15 protein-coding genes are annotated in these 16,410 nt (G+C 41.2%); 8 read left to right on the forward strand and 7 right to left on the reverse strand.

Features of this window, described 5'->3' with window-relative positions; all coding sequences use genetic code 11:
- Positions 1-28: 28 nt before the first annotated feature.
- The 4 genes from fsa to accD form a co-directional block, all read right to left on the reverse strand.
- Positions 29-682, reverse strand: coding sequence for a fructose-6-phosphate aldolase (gene fsa, locus C3V44_RS10085; protein ID WP_106096377.1), 654 nt, complete (start codon positions 680-682; stop codon positions 29-31).
- 15 nt (positions 683-697) lie between these two features.
- Complete coding sequence (locus tag C3V44_RS10090; RefSeq protein WP_106096378.1) at positions 698-1,498, reverse strand: SDR family oxidoreductase; 801 nt, start codon at positions 1,496-1,498, stop codon at positions 698-700.
- A 97-nt stretch (positions 1,499-1,595) separates the two neighbouring features.
- The gene (locus C3V44_RS10095) at positions 1,596-2,624 is read right to left on the reverse strand and encodes a diphosphomevalonate/mevalonate 3,5-bisphosphate decarboxylase family protein (RefSeq protein ID WP_106096379.1); all 1,029 of its coding nucleotides are present in this window, start codon (positions 2,622-2,624) and stop codon (positions 1,596-1,598) included.
- Positions 2,625-2,814: 190 nt separating this feature from the next.
- Positions 2,815-3,672 (reverse strand): acetyl-CoA carboxylase, carboxyltransferase subunit beta, encoded by an 858-nt coding sequence (accD, locus tag C3V44_RS10100; RefSeq protein ID WP_009410329.1) that lies wholly within the window; start codon positions 3,670-3,672, stop codon positions 2,815-2,817.
- Positions 3,673-4,062: 390 nt separating this feature from the next.
- Between accD and C3V44_RS10105 the strand changes: the two genes are divergently transcribed.
- The 6 genes from C3V44_RS10105 (at position 4,063) to obgE (ending at position 11,317) form a co-directional block, all read left to right on the forward strand.
- Positions 4,063-5,859, forward strand: coding sequence for a chloride channel protein (locus C3V44_RS10105; protein WP_106096380.1), 1,797 nt, complete (start codon positions 4,063-4,065; stop codon positions 5,857-5,859).
- Between the two features lie 437 nt (positions 5,860-6,296).
- Complete coding sequence (gene menA / locus C3V44_RS10110; RefSeq protein WP_106096381.1) at positions 6,297-7,325, forward strand: 1,4-dihydroxy-2-naphthoate octaprenyltransferase; 1,029 nt, start codon at positions 6,297-6,299, stop codon at positions 7,323-7,325.
- Between the two features lie 76 nt (positions 7,326-7,401).
- Positions 7,402-8,085, forward strand: coding sequence for a metal-dependent hydrolase (locus tag C3V44_RS10115; RefSeq protein ID WP_002673809.1), 684 nt, complete (start codon positions 7,402-7,404; stop codon positions 8,083-8,085).
- A 3-nt stretch (positions 8,086-8,088) separates the two neighbouring features.
- Complete coding sequence (locus C3V44_RS10120; RefSeq protein WP_106096382.1) at positions 8,089-8,943, forward strand: ChaN family lipoprotein; 855 nt, start codon at positions 8,089-8,091, stop codon at positions 8,941-8,943.
- A gap of 244 nt (positions 8,944-9,187) precedes the next feature.
- Entirely contained in the window at positions 9,188-10,312 is a 1,125-nt protein-coding gene (locus C3V44_RS10125; protein ID WP_009418920.1) for an adenylate kinase, read from the forward strand.
- A gap of 6 nt (positions 10,313-10,318) precedes the next feature.
- Positions 10,319-11,317 (forward strand): GTPase ObgE, encoded by a 999-nt coding sequence (gene obgE, locus C3V44_RS10130; protein ID WP_106096383.1) that lies wholly within the window; start codon positions 10,319-10,321, stop codon positions 11,315-11,317.
- 67 nt (positions 11,318-11,384) lie between these two features.
- On the opposite strand, the gene C3V44_RS10135 is transcribed toward obgE, so the two are convergent.
- The 3 genes from C3V44_RS10135 to C3V44_RS10145 form a co-directional block, all read right to left on the reverse strand.
- The gene (locus C3V44_RS10135) at positions 11,385-11,951 is read right to left on the reverse strand and encodes a 1-acyl-sn-glycerol-3-phosphate acyltransferase (protein WP_002673804.1); all 567 of its coding nucleotides are present in this window, start codon (positions 11,949-11,951) and stop codon (positions 11,385-11,387) included.
- A 130-nt stretch (positions 11,952-12,081) separates the two neighbouring features.
- On the reverse strand, positions 12,082-12,576 hold the full coding sequence (locus C3V44_RS10140; protein ID WP_002673802.1) for a dihydrofolate reductase: 495 nt from the start codon (positions 12,574-12,576) through the stop codon (positions 12,082-12,084).
- Positions 12,577-12,603: 27 nt separating this feature from the next.
- The gene (locus C3V44_RS10145; protein ID WP_106096384.1) at positions 12,604-13,035 is read right to left on the reverse strand and encodes a 2TM domain-containing protein; all 432 of its coding nucleotides are present in this window, start codon (positions 13,033-13,035) and stop codon (positions 12,604-12,606) included.
- A gap of 991 nt (positions 13,036-14,026) precedes the next feature.
- On the opposite strand from C3V44_RS10145, the gene C3V44_RS10150 reads away from it, so the two are divergent.
- Positions 14,027-15,484, forward strand: a complete 1,458-nt coding sequence (locus tag C3V44_RS10150) for an MFS transporter (protein ID WP_002673787.1) — start codon at positions 14,027-14,029, stop codon at positions 15,482-15,484.
- Positions 15,485-15,739: 255 nt separating this feature from the next.
- Positions 15,740-16,345 carry a nitroreductase family protein gene (locus C3V44_RS10155; RefSeq protein WP_106096658.1) on the forward strand — a complete coding sequence of 202 codons (606 nt, stop codon included), beginning with the start codon at positions 15,740-15,742 and terminating at the stop codon, positions 16,343-16,345.
- Positions 16,346-16,410 lie beyond the last annotated feature (65 nt).

Raw genomic sequence — 16,410 nt, forward strand, 5'->3', positions numbered from 1 at the left:
TTATTAGATGTTAGTGCTGATGACTAAATTATCCCAATTTCTTTGCATCGGATAAGAATTGAGCTAAACCGCTGTCGGTAAGGGGGTGTTTGAGAAGCCCTAAGATGGCGTTGAGCGGTGCAGTAATGACATCGGCACCTATTTTGGCACATTCGAGGATGTGCATTGTATGACGCACAGAAGCAGCAAGGATTTGAGTCTCGAAATTGTAGTTGTCGTAAATGAGGCGTATGTCCTCGATGAGCGAAAGACCGTCGGTTGAGATATCGTCGAGTCTACCGATGAAAGGCGACACGTAAGTAGCCCCTGCTTTGGCTGCCAAAAGCGCCTGACCTGCCGAGAATACCAGCGTACAGTTGGTACGGATACCCTTATCGGTGAAATATTTAATGGCTTTGATACCGTCTTTTATCATCGGTACTTTTACCACGATTTGAGGGTGAAGGGCAGCGAGTTCTTCGCCTTCGCGCACAATGCCTTCATAGTCGGTGGCGATTACTTCGGCAGAAACATCGCCTTCTACGATAGTGCAGATATCAGTATAATGTTTTAGTATCGCGGCTTTGCCGGTGATACCTTCTTTTGCCATTAACGACGGATTAGTGGTTACGCCGTCTAACACGCCCAAATCTTGGGCTTCTTGAATTTGCGATAAATTCGCTGTATCGATAAAAAATTTCATAATGTTATTAATAATTTATAATTGATAGTGTTTCATTAGCATTTTCTCGTACGATTTGCTCGGCAAGAGTCGTTTGAGGACAATGGAGAACTTCTGTAAGAAACTGCCTTGTTTATAATGCACTTTTGGGTGTTTGGCATTGATAACTTTCAGTATTTTGTCTGCCATTTCTTTGGGGTCGCCACCACTATCGACGTGCTTGTTCATTAGACGGAGTTGTTTTTCATAGACTTCGGCATAAGGAGAACCTTCGTTTACAGGGGTGTGGTAACGGCGAGAGGCAATATCGGTAGCATAATCGCCTGGGGAAATGGTACAGACTTCTATACCAAAAGACTTAACTTCCATACGAAGAGCTTCACTCATCAGGAGGAGAGCACCTTTGCTGGCTGAATAAGCCCCACGAAAAGGCAAGCCCATATAGCCTGCAATAGAGGCAATATTGATGATACGTCCGCTTCCCTGAGAGCGCATTGCTGGGAGGACTTGCTGTATCACAGTTATAGCACCATAGAGATTGGTAGCGAAAACGTTGTGCAACTGCTCGGTGGGGAGTTCTTCTACGGCACCCGTAATACCTACACCTGCATTATTGATGAGTATATCGATGCGACCTACTTCGGTGAGGATTTGCTGTACCGCTTCTTTGATAGAGGCTTCGTTTCGCACGTCCATTGGCAAGAGACGAAAAGGCAAGTTTTTGCCTTCTACATTGCGCGCTGTTCCGTAGACCAAAAAGCCTTTGGAGGCAAGTAGCAAGGCGGTTTCTTTGCCTATGCCCGATGTAGCACCAGTGATGAGAACAGTTTTGTTCATTCGTTTAAGAAATTTGTGCAAAGGTAGGAATAATTTGCCAATTAGCAAATAAGTGAATTATCAAAAAAAGGCTAAAACCAACGGAGAAGAAATCGGGCTAAATAGTAGCTACTTCGTCGTGAATATATTGTCGTCCTTCACAAAATTGAGCTAATTCCTCTTCTATAAACCATTTTACTTCCGTAGTAGAAGTTTTAGGGTATAACAAATGTACATTAGCCCCTGCATCGAGCGTAAAACAAAGCGGGATATTCGTTTCTTTACGGTATTGCCATATGCGCTGAATCACTTCTAACGTATTGGGGCGCATCAGAATAAAGTATGGAATACTGGTTTGCATCATTGCGTGCAGAGTGAGAGCTTCACTTTCCACTACTTCTATGAAACGCTCTACATCACCGGAAGCAAAACTTCTGACAAGTTTATTGATGTTCTCATTGGCTTGTGCAAAACGCGCCTCAGCAAAAGGGTGACCGTGCATTAGGTTATGACCTACGGTACTGCTGACTTGCTTCTGACCTCTATCGATGAGCAAAATAGTATCTTGATAATTTTGAAAAACTTCGTGAACGGGTAGGGGATAGGGTATACCATATTCATCGGAACTTCCTATAATGGCAGGGTGTTCGCCCCATACTACTATACTGCCTTGCACACTTCGGCAGGCACTACCCGAACCCAAGCGCGCCAAGAAAGAGGCTTTTTGCCAAAAAGCTTCTTCTGCATAAGTTTCTCCTAACTCTTTAGAAATCTGCATTAAGCATACCGAGAGAGCAGCCATTGCACTTGCAGAAGACGCAATACCACTGCTATGAGGGAAAGAATTATGTGAGGCAATGCTAAAATGATAGTCTTTTAAGAAAGGCAAGTAAGCTACAATCCGCTCGAAGAAAGTATGGATTTTAGGGTGAAAAGAAGGTTTGGGTTGTCCTTCAAAGCTAAAATCGAATGAAAAGGGTTCGCCTGAGGCAATAGAAGATTCACTCCTACGTTCATATTCAATAGAAGTTTCGGTATAACAATGCGTGAGTGTAAAGCTGATAGAAGGGTTCGCAGGGAGTTGTTCTCCCTTCTTGCCCCAATACTTTACTAAGGCTATGTTACTCGGTGCTTTGAAAGAAATCATATTTAGGTTTTAGGGAATCGAGCCTATCCGAAAAGTTTTGTTTTGTGAGGGCGATTTGCCAATCGCCCCTACGATGTAAATAAAAGAAATCGATTATCAAGAGAATCAACTTTGCCAAAATCTGAAACTTTGGCAAAGTGTAGCGACACAAATGCGATTTTAAGACTTTTCGGACAGCCTTATCAACTATTTAAGCTCTCACGGCGCGGTTCATCACCAAATCGATGTACAAATTCACTTTGTCTTTGAGCTCTTTGCGGTTTACGATAAAATCCAAAAAGCCGTGTTCGAGTAAGAACTCTGCTGTTTGGAAATCTTCGGGGAGGTCTTGCCCTGTTGTGTCTTTCACTACACGAGGTCCTGCAAAACCAATAAGAGCCCCTGGTTCGGCTATATTGATGTCGCCCAGCATCGCAAACGATGCAGTAATACCTCCCGTTGTAGGGTCGGTACAAAGCGAGATGTAAGGTAGTTTGGCTTCGTCTAACTGAGCGAGTTTAATAGACGTTTTAGCCATTTGCATTAGTGAAAGAGCGGCTTCCATCATACGTGCGCCTCCTGATTTAGAAATCATCAAGAAAGGCAATCGGTGTTTGATAGCATAATCAATCGCGCGACAAATCTTCTCACCTACCACACTTCCCATAGAACCACCGATGAAAGCGAAATCCATACAGCCTATTACAATAGACTTACCTTTAGAGCTTCCTACGGCAGTGCGCACGGCATCTTTTAAGTTTGTTTTTTGAGTAGCTTCTTCCAAACGTTGGGTATAGGGTTTTGTATCGACAAATTCTAAAGGGTCTTTAGAGCTCATATTGGCATCGAGTTCTTGAAATTCGTTGTTATCAAACAATATTTGGAAGTACTCTTTACTACCTATGCGCACGTGATACCCGTCGTCGGGACTTACATAGAAGTTGGAAGCTAACTCGTCCTGTTCGACGATGTTACCGCTGGGTGATTTAAACCATAATCCTTTGGGGATATCTTTCTTTTCCTCAGTAGAGGTTTGTATTCCTTTTGCTGTTCTTTTAAACCAAGACATAATTATTCTGTTTTAGTAAAGTGCAAAAGTACAAAGTTTTTTTGAAATAGCAAAAAAGAAGAATTAATGATTAATGGTGAAGATAAGATAGGTTTTTTGAGTGATTTTCAACTTTGGCAAAGTATGTAGCGACGGAAAGACGAAGATAAGGCGAACGATGAGTGGCTCTACAGTGGCTCTACAGTGGCTCTACAGTGGGTCTACAGTGGCTCTACGCTGACTAATAGATTAAGAATCAGTAGAGGAAAGAGGGACAAAAGACGGTGCGAGCCACATAGGCAGATGAAAAATGAACGGAGAATGATTGAACCTATGGAGAAGGTAAGGTGAAGAATAATTGGTGTATTGAGATTTGTTTTGTATTTTTGCACCGTTTTTAAGAAAAGCATAATGACGACCCATCACCAGCAACATCTTCTCAAACGCCTTTTGATATGGCGTGTAAAGCATATTTCGGATAGGCGTTTTATCCTTATTCTCAGTGGAATAATAGGTATTGCTACGGGATTGGCTGCCTTGGCAATGCGCTCGTTTACACATCTTATTCAGTGGTTGCTAGACGACAAGCTCGCTCAAACTATTACTTATAGTTTTTACTTTATCCTCCCAATGTTAGGCTTTGCCATTGTGTATTTGGTAAAAAAATACGTGATACGGCACGATGTGAACCACGGAATCCCTTCGATTCTTTATGCAGTAGCCCACCAAAAAGGAATAATGAAACGCTTTCAGGCGTATGGCAGTATCCTCACAGCACCTATTACCGTTGGTTTTGGAGGTTCGGTGGGGTTAGAAGGTCCGATGGTAGTAACGGGGGCAGGTATTAGTTCTAATATTTGCAGGTTTTTTCATATTAATCAATCTAACCGGATGTTGCTTTTGGCGTGTGCTTGTGCGGCGGCTTTAGCAGCTATTTTTAAAGTGCCTATTGCAGCGATACTGTTTGCTATTGAGGTTTTTGGGTTGGATTTGACGCTCTCGTCACTCATACCGCTGTTTATCGCTTCCCTTTGTGGGGTATTCACTTCCTATTTCTTCTTTGGCAGTGAAGTATTGATACCCATAACCATCACGCGAGCTTTTTCATTGCAAGGCATTCCTTTTTATATTCTCTTGGGAGTAGTAGGCGGATTGATGTCGGCTTACTTTACCTATGTTTATGAGAAAATAAATGCTGCTTTTAAGAAATTCACTTCACCTTGGCTAAAAATAGTAGTGGGCGGAGCTCTTTTGGGGTTGCTTATTTACATAATGCCACCGCTTTACGGTGAAGGACACGAGATTATCAATCACCTGAAAGAAGGTCACCCCGAACTATCACTGAGTAGTAATATTTTTGGTTGGGACTTATCGAATGCGTGGGTGATTATCCTACTTTTGGCTGCCCTTACCTTTGCAAAGGTTATTGCCACCTCGCTCACCTTTGGTGCGGGAGGGGTAGGAGGTATCTTCTCGCCTATGCTGTTTATGGGGGGAGTGATGGGGAACTGCTTGGCGCGCATCATTAACGAGTTTCCTATTTTGGGCTATAAAGCAGAGTTACCGAACTTCACTTTGGTGGGAATGACTGCCCTGATGACGGGGGTATTGCACGCACCCCTTACGGCTGTTTTTCTCATCGCCGAGGTAACGGGAGGCTATTCGCTGTTAGTACCGGCGATGCTCACTGCTGCGGTATCGTTTTCGGTAGCGAAATACTTTAATAAATATTCTGTTTATACGATGGAATTAGGCAGAAAAGGAGAGCTCATCTCGCAGAACAAAGACCAATCGATACTCACCCTAATGGACTTTGACCAAGTGGTGGAACACAATTTCACCCCCGTATATACCGATATGAAACTCCGTGAGGTGGTGTACAATGCTGTGCGCGAGTCGAACCGCAATATTTACCCCGTACTCGACCGGGAAAAAGGTACGCTACAAGGTGTGATACTGCTTGACGACATACGGCACTTGATTTTTGAAACGAACTATTACGACAAGATTCCTGCCGTAGAACTAATGCAAAAACCACCTGCCATCATAGAAATGGGCAAGGACAAGATGAGCACCGTAATGGATAAGTTTCAGCATACTGGTGCGTGGAACTTGCCCGTAGTGAAGGACGGTAAGTACGTAGGGTTTATCTCCAAATCGAAGTTGTTGAGCATTTATAGAAGGAAATTGATATATTTTACGCAGTAAGAGCTAAAAAGGTAAAAGATAAATCAAGATATAGAATTAAGCTAATACAAGTGTTTTTATAGTCAAACAAAAATAGATTGCGAATAAAAAGGCTTGTTTTTTGGAGGGACAAATAGCCTCTCGTACTCTGCTATCACAAGATTTACCCCTACGAATGCTGAAAAAGTAGTTGGTTATCAGTACAATCAACTTTGGCAAAATTTAAAACTTTGCCAAAGTGTGGCGCATAAATTTGGATAGGCTATAATATAGAGAAACAAAACAGAAAAAAAGTTCTTGTTATAGGTATCTTATACAAACCTTATACAAACCTTGGACGAATCTTGGACGATAGCTATATCTATACATTTCTACACAAACACTGTTTTTATAGAAAAACATTCCAAAAATCATCTTCATAACGAAATAAATATCTTTTTTAGTAATTTCTATGAGCTTTGAAAGTTGGAGCAGGGGAATTGAAATCGTTTTTAGAGAAAAGTATAAAGCAAAAAGAATTATTAGAATATATTATTGTATTTGTCATTAGTATTTGTAATTTTGCAGGCTCTATGGATATCATAACTCTTTTGAAAGCTGCGAGGTTGCGCACCTTACCCTTATCGGTTGCGGGGATTATCACGGGGAGTGCTTTGGCATTTCGCGAAGACCCTTACGCTTTTAGGTGGGAGATTTTTGGTTGGGCACTGCTTACCACTATTTTGTTTCAGGTACTTTCGAACTTTGCCAATGATTATGGCGATGGTGTAAAGGGCACGGACAATGAGCACCGCATAGGTCCTACAAGAGCTTTGCAGAGTGGGAGAGTTACGCGTAGGCAGATGAAGAAGGTTGTACTTATCACTGCTTTACTGTCGTTATTTTCGGCTATGGTGCTTATTTATACGGCTTTTGGAAGAGAAAATTTGTTATATATCTCGGTGTTTTTTGTTTTAGGAGTGCTGTGTGTGGTAGCGGCTATCAAGTACACTGTGGGGCAATCGGCTTATGGATATCGGGGTTGGGGTGACCTATTTGTGTTTGTGTTCTTTGGGTTAGTGAGCGTGGTAGGCAGTTATTTCTTATACACAGAGAGCTTGAATAAGGTTATATGGTTGCCCGCTATTGCTATTGGCTTGCTGAGTGTAGCAGTGCTGAACCTAAACAATATGCGCGATTATGAGAACGACAAGCGTTCGGGCAAACATACATTGGTAGTGAAAATGGGAATTCCGATGGCTAAATATTATCATTATTATTTAGTTATATTGGCGATGGTGGCAATGTTGGGCTTTTCGGTGATGCGTTTGCAAATGCGCTGGGAGCTTCTGTACTTAGTTGCTTTTCTGCCTTTAATAGGACATTTACTCACCGTAAAACGAAATACGGAACTCAAACAGCTTGATAAAGAATTAAAGATAGTAGCCCTAAGTACTTTTTTGCTTTCGGTACTCTTTTTTGTGGGGATTTTGATACATATATTTTAAGGAGAGTTAAACGAAAGAAGGAGATAGTAACGGACGTTATATATATTAAATAAATACACTAAAAAACATAATAACTATGGAGGTAACTTATTACGGACACTCGTGTGTGAGCATCAAAATAGGCGATACACATTTGCTTGTAGACCCCTTTATTGCTAATAATCCTTTGGCAAGCCATATAGATATCAATACGATTCCTGCTGATTACATCTTGATAACCTCGGCGCAACAAGACCATATATCGGACGTGGAGCAGATAGCTAAGCGCACGAAAGCGCAAATCATTTCGAATTTTGAAATCTCTAATTACTTTTTTAATTTGGGAATTGAAAATTCGCACCCTATGGACTTGGGAGGGTTGTACAGTTTCCCATTTGGGTCGGTGAAGATGGTACCAGCGTTGCATTCTTCTACCTTCGAAAATGGCACTGCCGGCGGGTGCGCTTGTGGGTTTGTGATTAAAACTTTGGAAAAGACGGTATACGTATCGGGGGCTACGGCTTTGTATTTTGATATGCAACTCATACCGGTGCGTTATAAGTTGGACTTAGCTATATTGCCCATTGGAGGTAACTTTACAATGGACGTGGAAGACGCTATTATGGCTTCGGACTTTGTGAAATGCAACAAGGTGTTGGGGTATCATTACGACACTTTTAACCTCATTAAGTTAGATGATAAGGATTTAGCAAAGAGGAGTTTTAAGGCAAAAGGCAAAGAGCTGATATTAACAGATATAGGACAATCTATTTTTGTATAAATTATGAGAAAAGCGACGTTTATTATAGTCTTGTTTTTTACAATATCTTTGTATGCACAACACAAGAAGGCATATCAGTTATTTGATAAGAATGGAAAGAAAGTCAGTTTTGAGAAGGTTGTAAAAAAAGCCAAAGAGAGCGATGTGGTGCTTTTTGGAGAGTTTCACGACAATCCGATTGCGCATTGGTTGCAGTTGGCATTGGTGAAAGAATTACAGCCTCAGGTTAACTTGATATTGGGAGCTGAGATGTTAGAACGCAATGACCAAGAGGTAGTAAACCAATATCTAAAAGACGGAGTTACAGAAAAGGCTTTGGATACTTTGGCACGATTATGGACGAACTACAAAACCGACTATAAGCCTTTGGTGGATTTTGCGAAGGAACACCAGTTGCCTTTTATCGCTACTAATGTGCCGAGGAAGTATGCGAGATTGGTGAACAAAAAAGGATTAAAAGCATTGGATACCTTGCCAGAAGCTGAGAAGCGGTGGATAGCCCCGCTACCTATTGTGTTTGATGAGAACTTATCACAGTATAAAAAGATGACAGAGTCGCTCCCCAATCACAAAGGGAAGGAGAATATAATAAAAGCACAAGCCGTAAAAGATGCTACGATGGCAGATGCTATTGTAAAGAACAGAAAGCCTAATAGTGTTTTTGTGCATTTTAACGGGACATATCACAGCGATTTTTATGAGGGAATTTACTGGTTTTTGAAGCGAGAAGAGCCAAAACTAAAAGTTATTACTATTGCTACGACAGAACAAGTAGACTTATCGAAATTAGCAAAAGAGGCTTATGGTCAAGCTGATTTTATATTGGTAGTAGATGAAGATATGACGAAGACCCTTTAGGGGAAGTAGATTTTGCTAATTCATTAAAATTGATTATTTTTGCACTTTATTTTAAGTGACAAACCAACAACTGTAATGGATAACATCAATCAAATTGGGGAAGCCCCATTCCTAAAACACGCCTACTAGAAGATGTGATATCATTTGAAAAAGTAAAAAGAGAAAAAAAAGAAATGAAAAATGAACTTGGAATATAGTTCTAAAACATTTCTAACAGCTAATGACTAAACATAACACCTAAACAATGGAACTGATAAAATTACACGATAAGACTTTTGAGCCTTACGTATCTGCCGAGGAACTCAACCAAATTACCGAACGAATGGCAAGTGAGGTATATCAAGATTTGCAAGAATCACGCCCTATTTTCATCGCCATACTCAACGGTTCTTTTATGTTTGCAGCCGACTTCCTAAGGCACTACAAAGGCGAATGTGAAATATCATTTGTAAAAATGGCGTCTTATAAAGGTACCCAGTCTACTGGAAAAATACACCAACTCATAGGGCTTTCTACCCCAGTGGAAGGACGTGATGTGGTAATCTTGGAAGACATTATCGACACTGGCAACACTTTAGAAGAAATTTACCGCATTTTCGAAGACAAAAAGGTGAACTCTTTCCGCGTGGCTACCCTCTTCTTCAAACCCGATGCCTACAAAAAAGACCTCAAAATAGACTATGTAGGCAAACCTATTCCTAACCGTTTTATCGTGGGCTATGGGTTGGATTTTGACGAGATAGCGCGTAACTTACCCCAAGTATATCAATTAAACACTTCATTAACTATGACAAATTTAGTACTTTTCGGCAAACCAGGGGCTGGCAAAGGCACCCAAGCTGCATTCTTGAAAGACAAATACAACTTAGTGCACATCTCGACCGGTGATATTTTCCGTCATAATATCAAGAACGAAACCAAACTCGGCAAACTCGCTCAATCGTATATGGATAAAGGTGACCTCGTACCCGATGAAGTTACTATACAAATGCTACAAGAGGAAGTTGAAAAGAACCCTAATGCCGAGGGCTTTATCTTCGATGGGTTCCCTCGTACTATTGCACAAGCCGAAGCTCTTGATGCTTTCTTAGAAAGTAAAGGAATGCGCATTCACGGTACTCTTGCCTTGGAAGCTGATGACGAGGTGCTCATCAAACGATTGGTAGAGCGCGGTAAAGTAAGCGGTCGCACTGATGACCAAGACGAAGAGAAAATACGCAACCGTTTCACTGAATATAACGAAAAAACAGCTCCTCTTATCACTTTCTATCAAACGCAAGGTAAATATCACACGATTAATGGTATAGGTACTATCGAAGAAATTACTACCCGCCTTTCTGAGACCATCGACAAAATTAAAGCTGAATAATCCCCAATGACCGAAGGCAATTTCACCGACTACGTAAAGATATACGTTGCCTCTGGCAAAGGAGGCGCAGGCTCTATGCACCTACACCGCGAGAAGTTCGTACCCAAAGGAGGTCCTGATGGGGGCGATGGCGGTAGAGGAGGGCATATCATCTTGCGTGGCAATAAGCACCTTTGGACACTCATACACTTCAAGTTTCAGCAGCACTTCCGTGCCGAACACGGAGAAGCCGGAGGAGCCAACCGTAGTTTTGGTGCCGACGGTAAAGATATCACTTTGGAAGTCCCCTTAGGAACCATTGTTAAAGATGCTGAAACTGGAGAAGTACTCTTTGAAATTACAGAAGACGGACAAGAAATCATCGCTTTGCGCGGTGGCAAAGGAGGGTTAGGCAACTGGCATTTCCGCACAGCTACTAACCAAACCCCGCGCTACGCCCAACCAGGTCTCCCTGGTGAAGAACGCGAGTTACTTTTAGAGTTAAAAGTGTTAGCCGATGTAGGTTTTGTAGGCTTCCCCAATGCGGGCAAATCTACACTGCTATCGGTAATTACTTCTGCTAAGCCAAAAATAGGTGACTATCCATTCACAACCCTCAAACCCAACTTGGGTATTGTGCAAAACCGCGATTACCAATCGTTTGTAGTAGCCGATATACCTGGGATTATAGAGGGAGCTGCCGAAGGCAAAGGCTTGGGGCATTACTTCTTGCGACATATAGAGCGCAACTCGGTATTGCTATTCCTCATTCCCGCTGACAGCAAGGATATCATTGCTGAATATCATATCTTGTTAAACGAACTCAAAGAATACAACCCTGAACTATTAGACAAAGACCGCCTCATAGCCATTTCAAAATCGGATATGTTAGACGACGAGCTCACCGAAGCCATTCGACAAGAAGTAGCAACAGGATTAGGTGGTACGCCTTTCTTGTTTATCTCGTCGGTGTCGGGCAAAGGCATTCAGCAACTGAAAGACAAACTTTGGGAAATGATACAATAATATAAAAAGTCAGCTTTTATAGCTGACTTTTTATATTATTCAATTCCTTATAACGACTGCTTTCACATCAATAAATTTTAGGGTTCCACTGCTCGGGGTATTTAGGAGTAATATCCTTATAAAAGTTCTGTATTTCCTCCATTATTTGCTCTTGTGGGAGCGTTTGTAAGTCCTCTAAGCTAATGGTCTTCCCGATGTATATCATTTTCTTCTTAAAATCACCAGCACCTAAAACTATGGGTACTTGGGCAGAAAGAGCTATATGATAGAAGCCCATACGCCACTTGTTCACCTTAGAACGCGTGCCCTCAGGGGTTACTACCAAGCTAAAGTCTTCTTTCTTAAAGAGTTCAGTAACAAATTCTATCAAGTGATTGCGCTGTGAACGATTGATACCAATCCCTCCTAACTTGCGCACTAACCAGCCGTACCACGCTTTAGTATGTGCGTCTTTTATAATGAGTTTAATCGGTTTTTCCATCTTCCAATAAGCCAAGATACCCAAAACAAACTCCCAATTAGTAGTGTGTGGTGCTACTACTAACACACAGCGGTTTAAGGTTTTCAAATCACCTTGTAATTCTATCTTCCACCCCATTAGCCATAGAGCAAAGGAGCCAATCCATTTTTTCATTTTTATTCTATTTGTAACACGCTTCTACGCGTAATATTTTCTATTTCACTACCACTATGGGTATATTATAATCACTACAAAATTGCCTGTCGTACTACGACTGCCCGCCGTGTTACGGCTACCCGTCGTGCTACGATCGTGTTACAACGTATCTTTCAAAAGTAAACCCATAAGCGTGCCGTTCGTCTTTTTCAAAACGCTCAGAGGCTACTAACTCCCATTCTTCACGGTTAAACTTAGGAAAGAATACATCAGCTTCGGCAAAAGTGTGATGTACCCGAGTGAGTTCTATCGCATCGGCAAAGAGGAGGGCTTGTGCATAGATTTCTCCACCGCCTATCACGTAAGGGTTAGGGTCTATTGCCAAAGCCTTTTCTATCGCCTCTTCAACTGAAGAAACCACCACAGCTCCCTCTTTCGCATACCCTTTCTGACGCGTAATAACAATATGTGTACGGTTAGGCAAAGGCTTCGGGAAAGTCTCGAAAGTCTTCCGTCCCATTATAATGCAGTGTCCCGTCGTGAGGCGTTTGAAATGCTTAAAATCTTCAGGCAAATGCCATAACAGTTGGTCTCCTTTGCCAATAGCATTATTCTCGGCAACAGCAGCTATAAGAGTTATCATATTTAGTGAATAGTGAAAAGTGAACAGTTAAAAGTTTGTAGACGACGTATTGGTTTGCTCGTTATCTTTCTCAGCCTGTTCAGCTGCCAATTCACGTTTTGCTTGTTCCTTTTGTGTAGCAAGCTCTTTTTCTACTGCGGCTTCCATTTTTATGAGTTTTTTCTGTTGAGCTGCTATCAGTTGTTCGCGTTGCTTTTCTTGCCATTCCTTCCCTAAGAAGCGATGCAAAATAAATACATTCATAGCGTGCCACAGCCAGATGAAAAGCCACAAGAGTATCGCCCACAAATACCAATTATACGTCGCTCCGTAGTCTAATACCTTATTGGCTACTACAAAAAAGATAGAGCCTAACACAAAGACAAAAAAGTGAAGATATAACAATCGTTTCTGTTTGAGGCGCTTTTCAGCATTTTTGAAAAGTTCATATTGTTCGGGAGTGAGTTGAGTGTCTGTCATTCTACATCTGTTTTTAAGATTTTGGTGCAAAAGTAAGAAAAATATGCTATCCACGAAAGAATTATACACTATTTATATTATTTTTGTCACTTCTCTTCTGTTCATCTGCTATTAATAAAACGCCTGTGTACCTCACATAAATTTGCTAATTAATTTACCAGCCGTGCTACGACTGCCCGTCGCTACTATAACCTCACATTACCTCCGTCATTCATCATTCGTCACTCGTCATTTCTTCCCCTTTTCCGTCGCCATATTCCCCCTTTGAAGGTAGCCAGCGATAGCTGGGTATGTGTAAAAAAGTGGTTTCTTTTGATTTTCCGTCGCCACATTCCCCCTCTCCTTGGGAGAGGGACGGGGTGAGGATTCCTCTTTCTTTCGCCTCGAAACCCTCTTTTTACCATTTTTAGCCTTGTTGTATTATACTATGAATCAATTGCTTATACACCCTTCCTATACCAATCGTCCAAGATTCGTATAAGCTTCCTATAAGCTCTCTATAAGCTAACCCCACCCTCCTAACAGCCTTTTCTCACCAAAACTTCTCTCAACTCTCTTCCGAAATTTTCCGTTCCCTTCCGATAGCTCAAATGTATCACTTTTTGCGACACACATTTTGCCAAAGTTGAATTATGGTATTATTGGCATTATTGGCATTTCCAGTATTAATTATGAGCATTGTTATATTTATAACATCTCCAACCCCCTTTGTATAAAACCTCTTTTTTATTTTTATAGGTGCAAAAATGCTCTTACTTTTGCACTTTAATTCAGTATATACTATGAATCAAAAAGTAAAACGTGATGCACCCTATTCTTAGCCAAAGTTTCAAACTTTGTCTAAGCAGATTGCCCTAATAATCAATTGTTTTGTCATATGTTATAGAGGTTAATTACAATTTTTCCTAAAAACAAACCTAAATATGCATCACCTCCTTTTGCAATAAAATTCTCAGAGCCTTTTCAAACAAATATTAAAAATAAATGAACTATGTCAGAAAATAAAAAATCCTTCGGTCAAACACTCAAAACTTTCTCACCCAACTTCTGGGTAGCAAGTTTCCTCCAACTGATGGAACGTTGGGGCTTCTACGGTATCTTTACCCTTCTCCCCTTGTATTTAGTAGCTTCAACTGACCAAGGCGGATTAGGTCTTTCGCATACCGAAAAAGGAAGTATCATAGGCAACGTAACCGCTATACAGTACTTTTTGCCTCTCGTCTTTGGCGTGATAGCCGACCGTATAGGCTACAAACTCTCTTTAGTCATTTCTTGTACTATAATGGCGATAGGCTATTATCTAATGGGTGAAGTAAACACCTATTGGTCGATGTATATGATGTTCCTCTTTGCTGCCGTTGGAGGGGGCTTCTTCAAACCCGTTATCAACGGTACCGTTGCCCGCAATACCGATGAAAGCACCAGTACAATGGGCTTCGGTATCTTCTATATGATGGTGAACGTCGGAGGCTTCTTAGGTCCTGCAATGTCGTCTTACCTACGCACTACCCTCGGTTGGCGCATTATCTTCCTGCAAGCTGCGGTGGTAATGGTTATCAACCTGCTGGTAGTTTTATTCTTTTTCAAAGAACCTAAAATGGCACAACGCGATAGTAAACCTATCCTCACCGAAATCAAAGAATCCATAATGCACATTATAGAGGCACTCAAAGACCGTCGCCTTACCATATTGCTCATACTGATGGTCGGCTTTTGGACGATGTTCAACCAGCTGTTCTACACCCTGCCTAATTTTATCGAAGATTGGGTAGATTCCTCCAAAGTAAGTGCTTGGATTAACCATCATTTGCCTTTCTTAGGCACTATTCTCACCGAAAAAGGACAAGTAAAAGCCGAATGGTTCATCAATATCGATTCGTTTATGATTATCTTCTTTCAGGTAGTTGTATCCTATTTCGTAACCAAAATGACTCACGTAAGCGCAATGATTCGCGGTACGATTATCGGAACCATAGGGGTAACGCTCACTTTTATGTTCAATAATGTGTGGTTTACCATTATAGGCACTATGATTTTCTCCATAGGCGAAATGGCTGCTAGCCCTACGCTTTCAGCTTTTATCGCTCAAATCACCCCTAAGGGGAAGGAAGCCCTCTATCAAGGCACTTATTTTTTGCCTGTGGCGGTAGGTAATTATATTGCAGGACTTATTTCTGGTGATTTATACGAAAAATGGTCTGATAAATATACTTTACTAAAAACCGAACTCACAAATAAAGCCATTGCAATGCCCGAAAACCTCACTAAAAAGGAATATTTCGATTTGGCAAGTCAGAAGTTAGGTCTCAGTCAGTCTCAAATCACCGATTTGCTTTGGAATACTTATAACCCCAACAAAATGTGGTATCTTATTTGTGGAATAGGGGTCTTTGCTGCCCTATCACTATATGCCTATAACAAAATAATGGTAAGAAAAGAATCAATTTAATAAATCTAACTTTTTTCTTACTCTTACGTTAAACTCCGCTCTCGTTGCCTTTACCTCTCTGAGAAAGCCATCGAGAGCGGACTTTTTTTTCGTCTTACCGTAGCCTTAGATTCAAATGACCTTCGAATAACCTATTGATTTTTAGCTATATTTCACCTGCCACACCTTTTACCTTTTTCCTTATTTGTTAAATTGCTAATTACGCCGTACCTTTGCACCTTGAAATTAAAAGTTAAACTTAAAAAACAAAACACTATGGATTTTTTAAAATTAGCACAAACCCGCTATACTACTAAACATTACAGCTCTCAGCGTGTGAGCGATGAGGATATCGCCAAACTCAAAGAGATATTACGCCTCGCTCCTTCGTCTATCAATTCACAGCCTTGGCAATTTGTTTTCATAAGCGATGAGGCTACTAAGGAAGCATTCGCTAAAGTATCGCTTACCAACGAAGAACGCGTTAGAAAATCCAGTCATTTAGTGGTGTTTATGGCGAATAGCGCTTTGCCATCATTTGAAGAAAAGCTCGTTAAAGCAGCTACTGAAATGGGACGACTTGGGTTTTATCAGAAAATGCAGAAACCCAAAGGTGATGTAGGACTCTATGCGTGGATAAACAACCAAGTGTACATCGCATTAGGCTTTTTTCTCAGTGCTTGTGCTTCTATGGGCATTGATAGTACCCCTATGGAAGGCATCATTAATACCGAATACGACAAGCTTCTGAATGAACCTCAATACACTACGCTCTTCGCTGTAGCGATAGGCTACCGCGACCCTGAGGACAGCAATCAGTTGCACTTGCGCCCAAAATCGCGCTTGCCGTTAGAAGAAGTAGTAAAGGATTTTAAATTATAATTAGAGTCGTAAACTTTGCCAAAGTTGAAGCCAACAACTTTAGCCATACTTCTTTTTTTGATTTG

The sequence above is a fragment of the Capnocytophaga sp. oral taxon 864 genome (assembly GCF_002998835.1).
Classification (GTDB): domain Bacteria; phylum Bacteroidota; class Bacteroidia; order Flavobacteriales; family Flavobacteriaceae; genus Capnocytophaga; species Capnocytophaga ochracea.

Bases quoted from the DNA above. Each gene is read 5' to 3' on its own strand.
- C3V44_RS10145 (WP_106096384.1), bottom strand. From the start codon at position 13,035: ATGACAGACACTCAACTCACTCCCGAACAATATGAACTTTTCAAAAAT.
- C3V44_RS10090 (WP_106096378.1), bottom strand. From the start codon at position 1,498: ATGAACAAAACTGTTCTCATCACTGGTGCTACATCGGGCATAGGCAAA.
- C3V44_RS10150 (WP_002673787.1), top strand. From the start codon at position 14,027: ATGTCAGAAAATAAAAAATCCTTCGGTCAAACACTCAAAACTTTCTCA.
- C3V44_RS10125 (WP_009418920.1), top strand. From the start codon at position 9,188: ATGGAACTGATAAAATTACACGATAAGACTTTTGAGCCTTACGTATCT.
- accD (WP_009410329.1), bottom strand. From the start codon at position 3,672: ATGTCTTGGTTTAAAAGAACAGCAAAAGGAATACAAACCTCTACTGAG.
- C3V44_RS10115 (WP_002673809.1), top strand. From the start codon at position 7,402: ATGGAGGTAACTTATTACGGACACTCGTGTGTGAGCATCAAAATAGGC.
- C3V44_RS10135 (WP_002673804.1), bottom strand. From the start codon at position 11,951: ATGAAAAAATGGATTGGCTCCTTTGCTCTATGGCTAATGGGGTGGAAG.
- C3V44_RS10155 (WP_106096658.1), top strand. From the start codon at position 15,740: ATGGATTTTTTAAAATTAGCACAAACCCGCTATACTACTAAACATTAC.
- obgE (WP_106096383.1), top strand. From the start codon at position 10,319: ATGACCGAAGGCAATTTCACCGACTACGTAAAGATATACGTTGCCTCT.
- C3V44_RS10095 (WP_106096379.1), bottom strand. From the start codon at position 2,624: ATGATTTCTTTCAAAGCACCGAGTAACATAGCCTTAGTAAAGTATTGG.
- C3V44_RS10105 (WP_106096380.1), top strand. From the start codon at position 4,063: ATGACGACCCATCACCAGCAACATCTTCTCAAACGCCTTTTGATATGG.
- fsa (WP_106096377.1), bottom strand. From the start codon at position 682: ATGAAATTTTTTATCGATACAGCGAATTTATCGCAAATTCAAGAAGCC.
- C3V44_RS10120 (WP_106096382.1), top strand. From the start codon at position 8,089: ATGAGAAAAGCGACGTTTATTATAGTCTTGTTTTTTACAATATCTTTG.
- C3V44_RS10140 (WP_002673802.1), bottom strand. From the start codon at position 12,576: ATGATAACTCTTATAGCTGCTGTTGCCGAGAATAATGCTATTGGCAAA.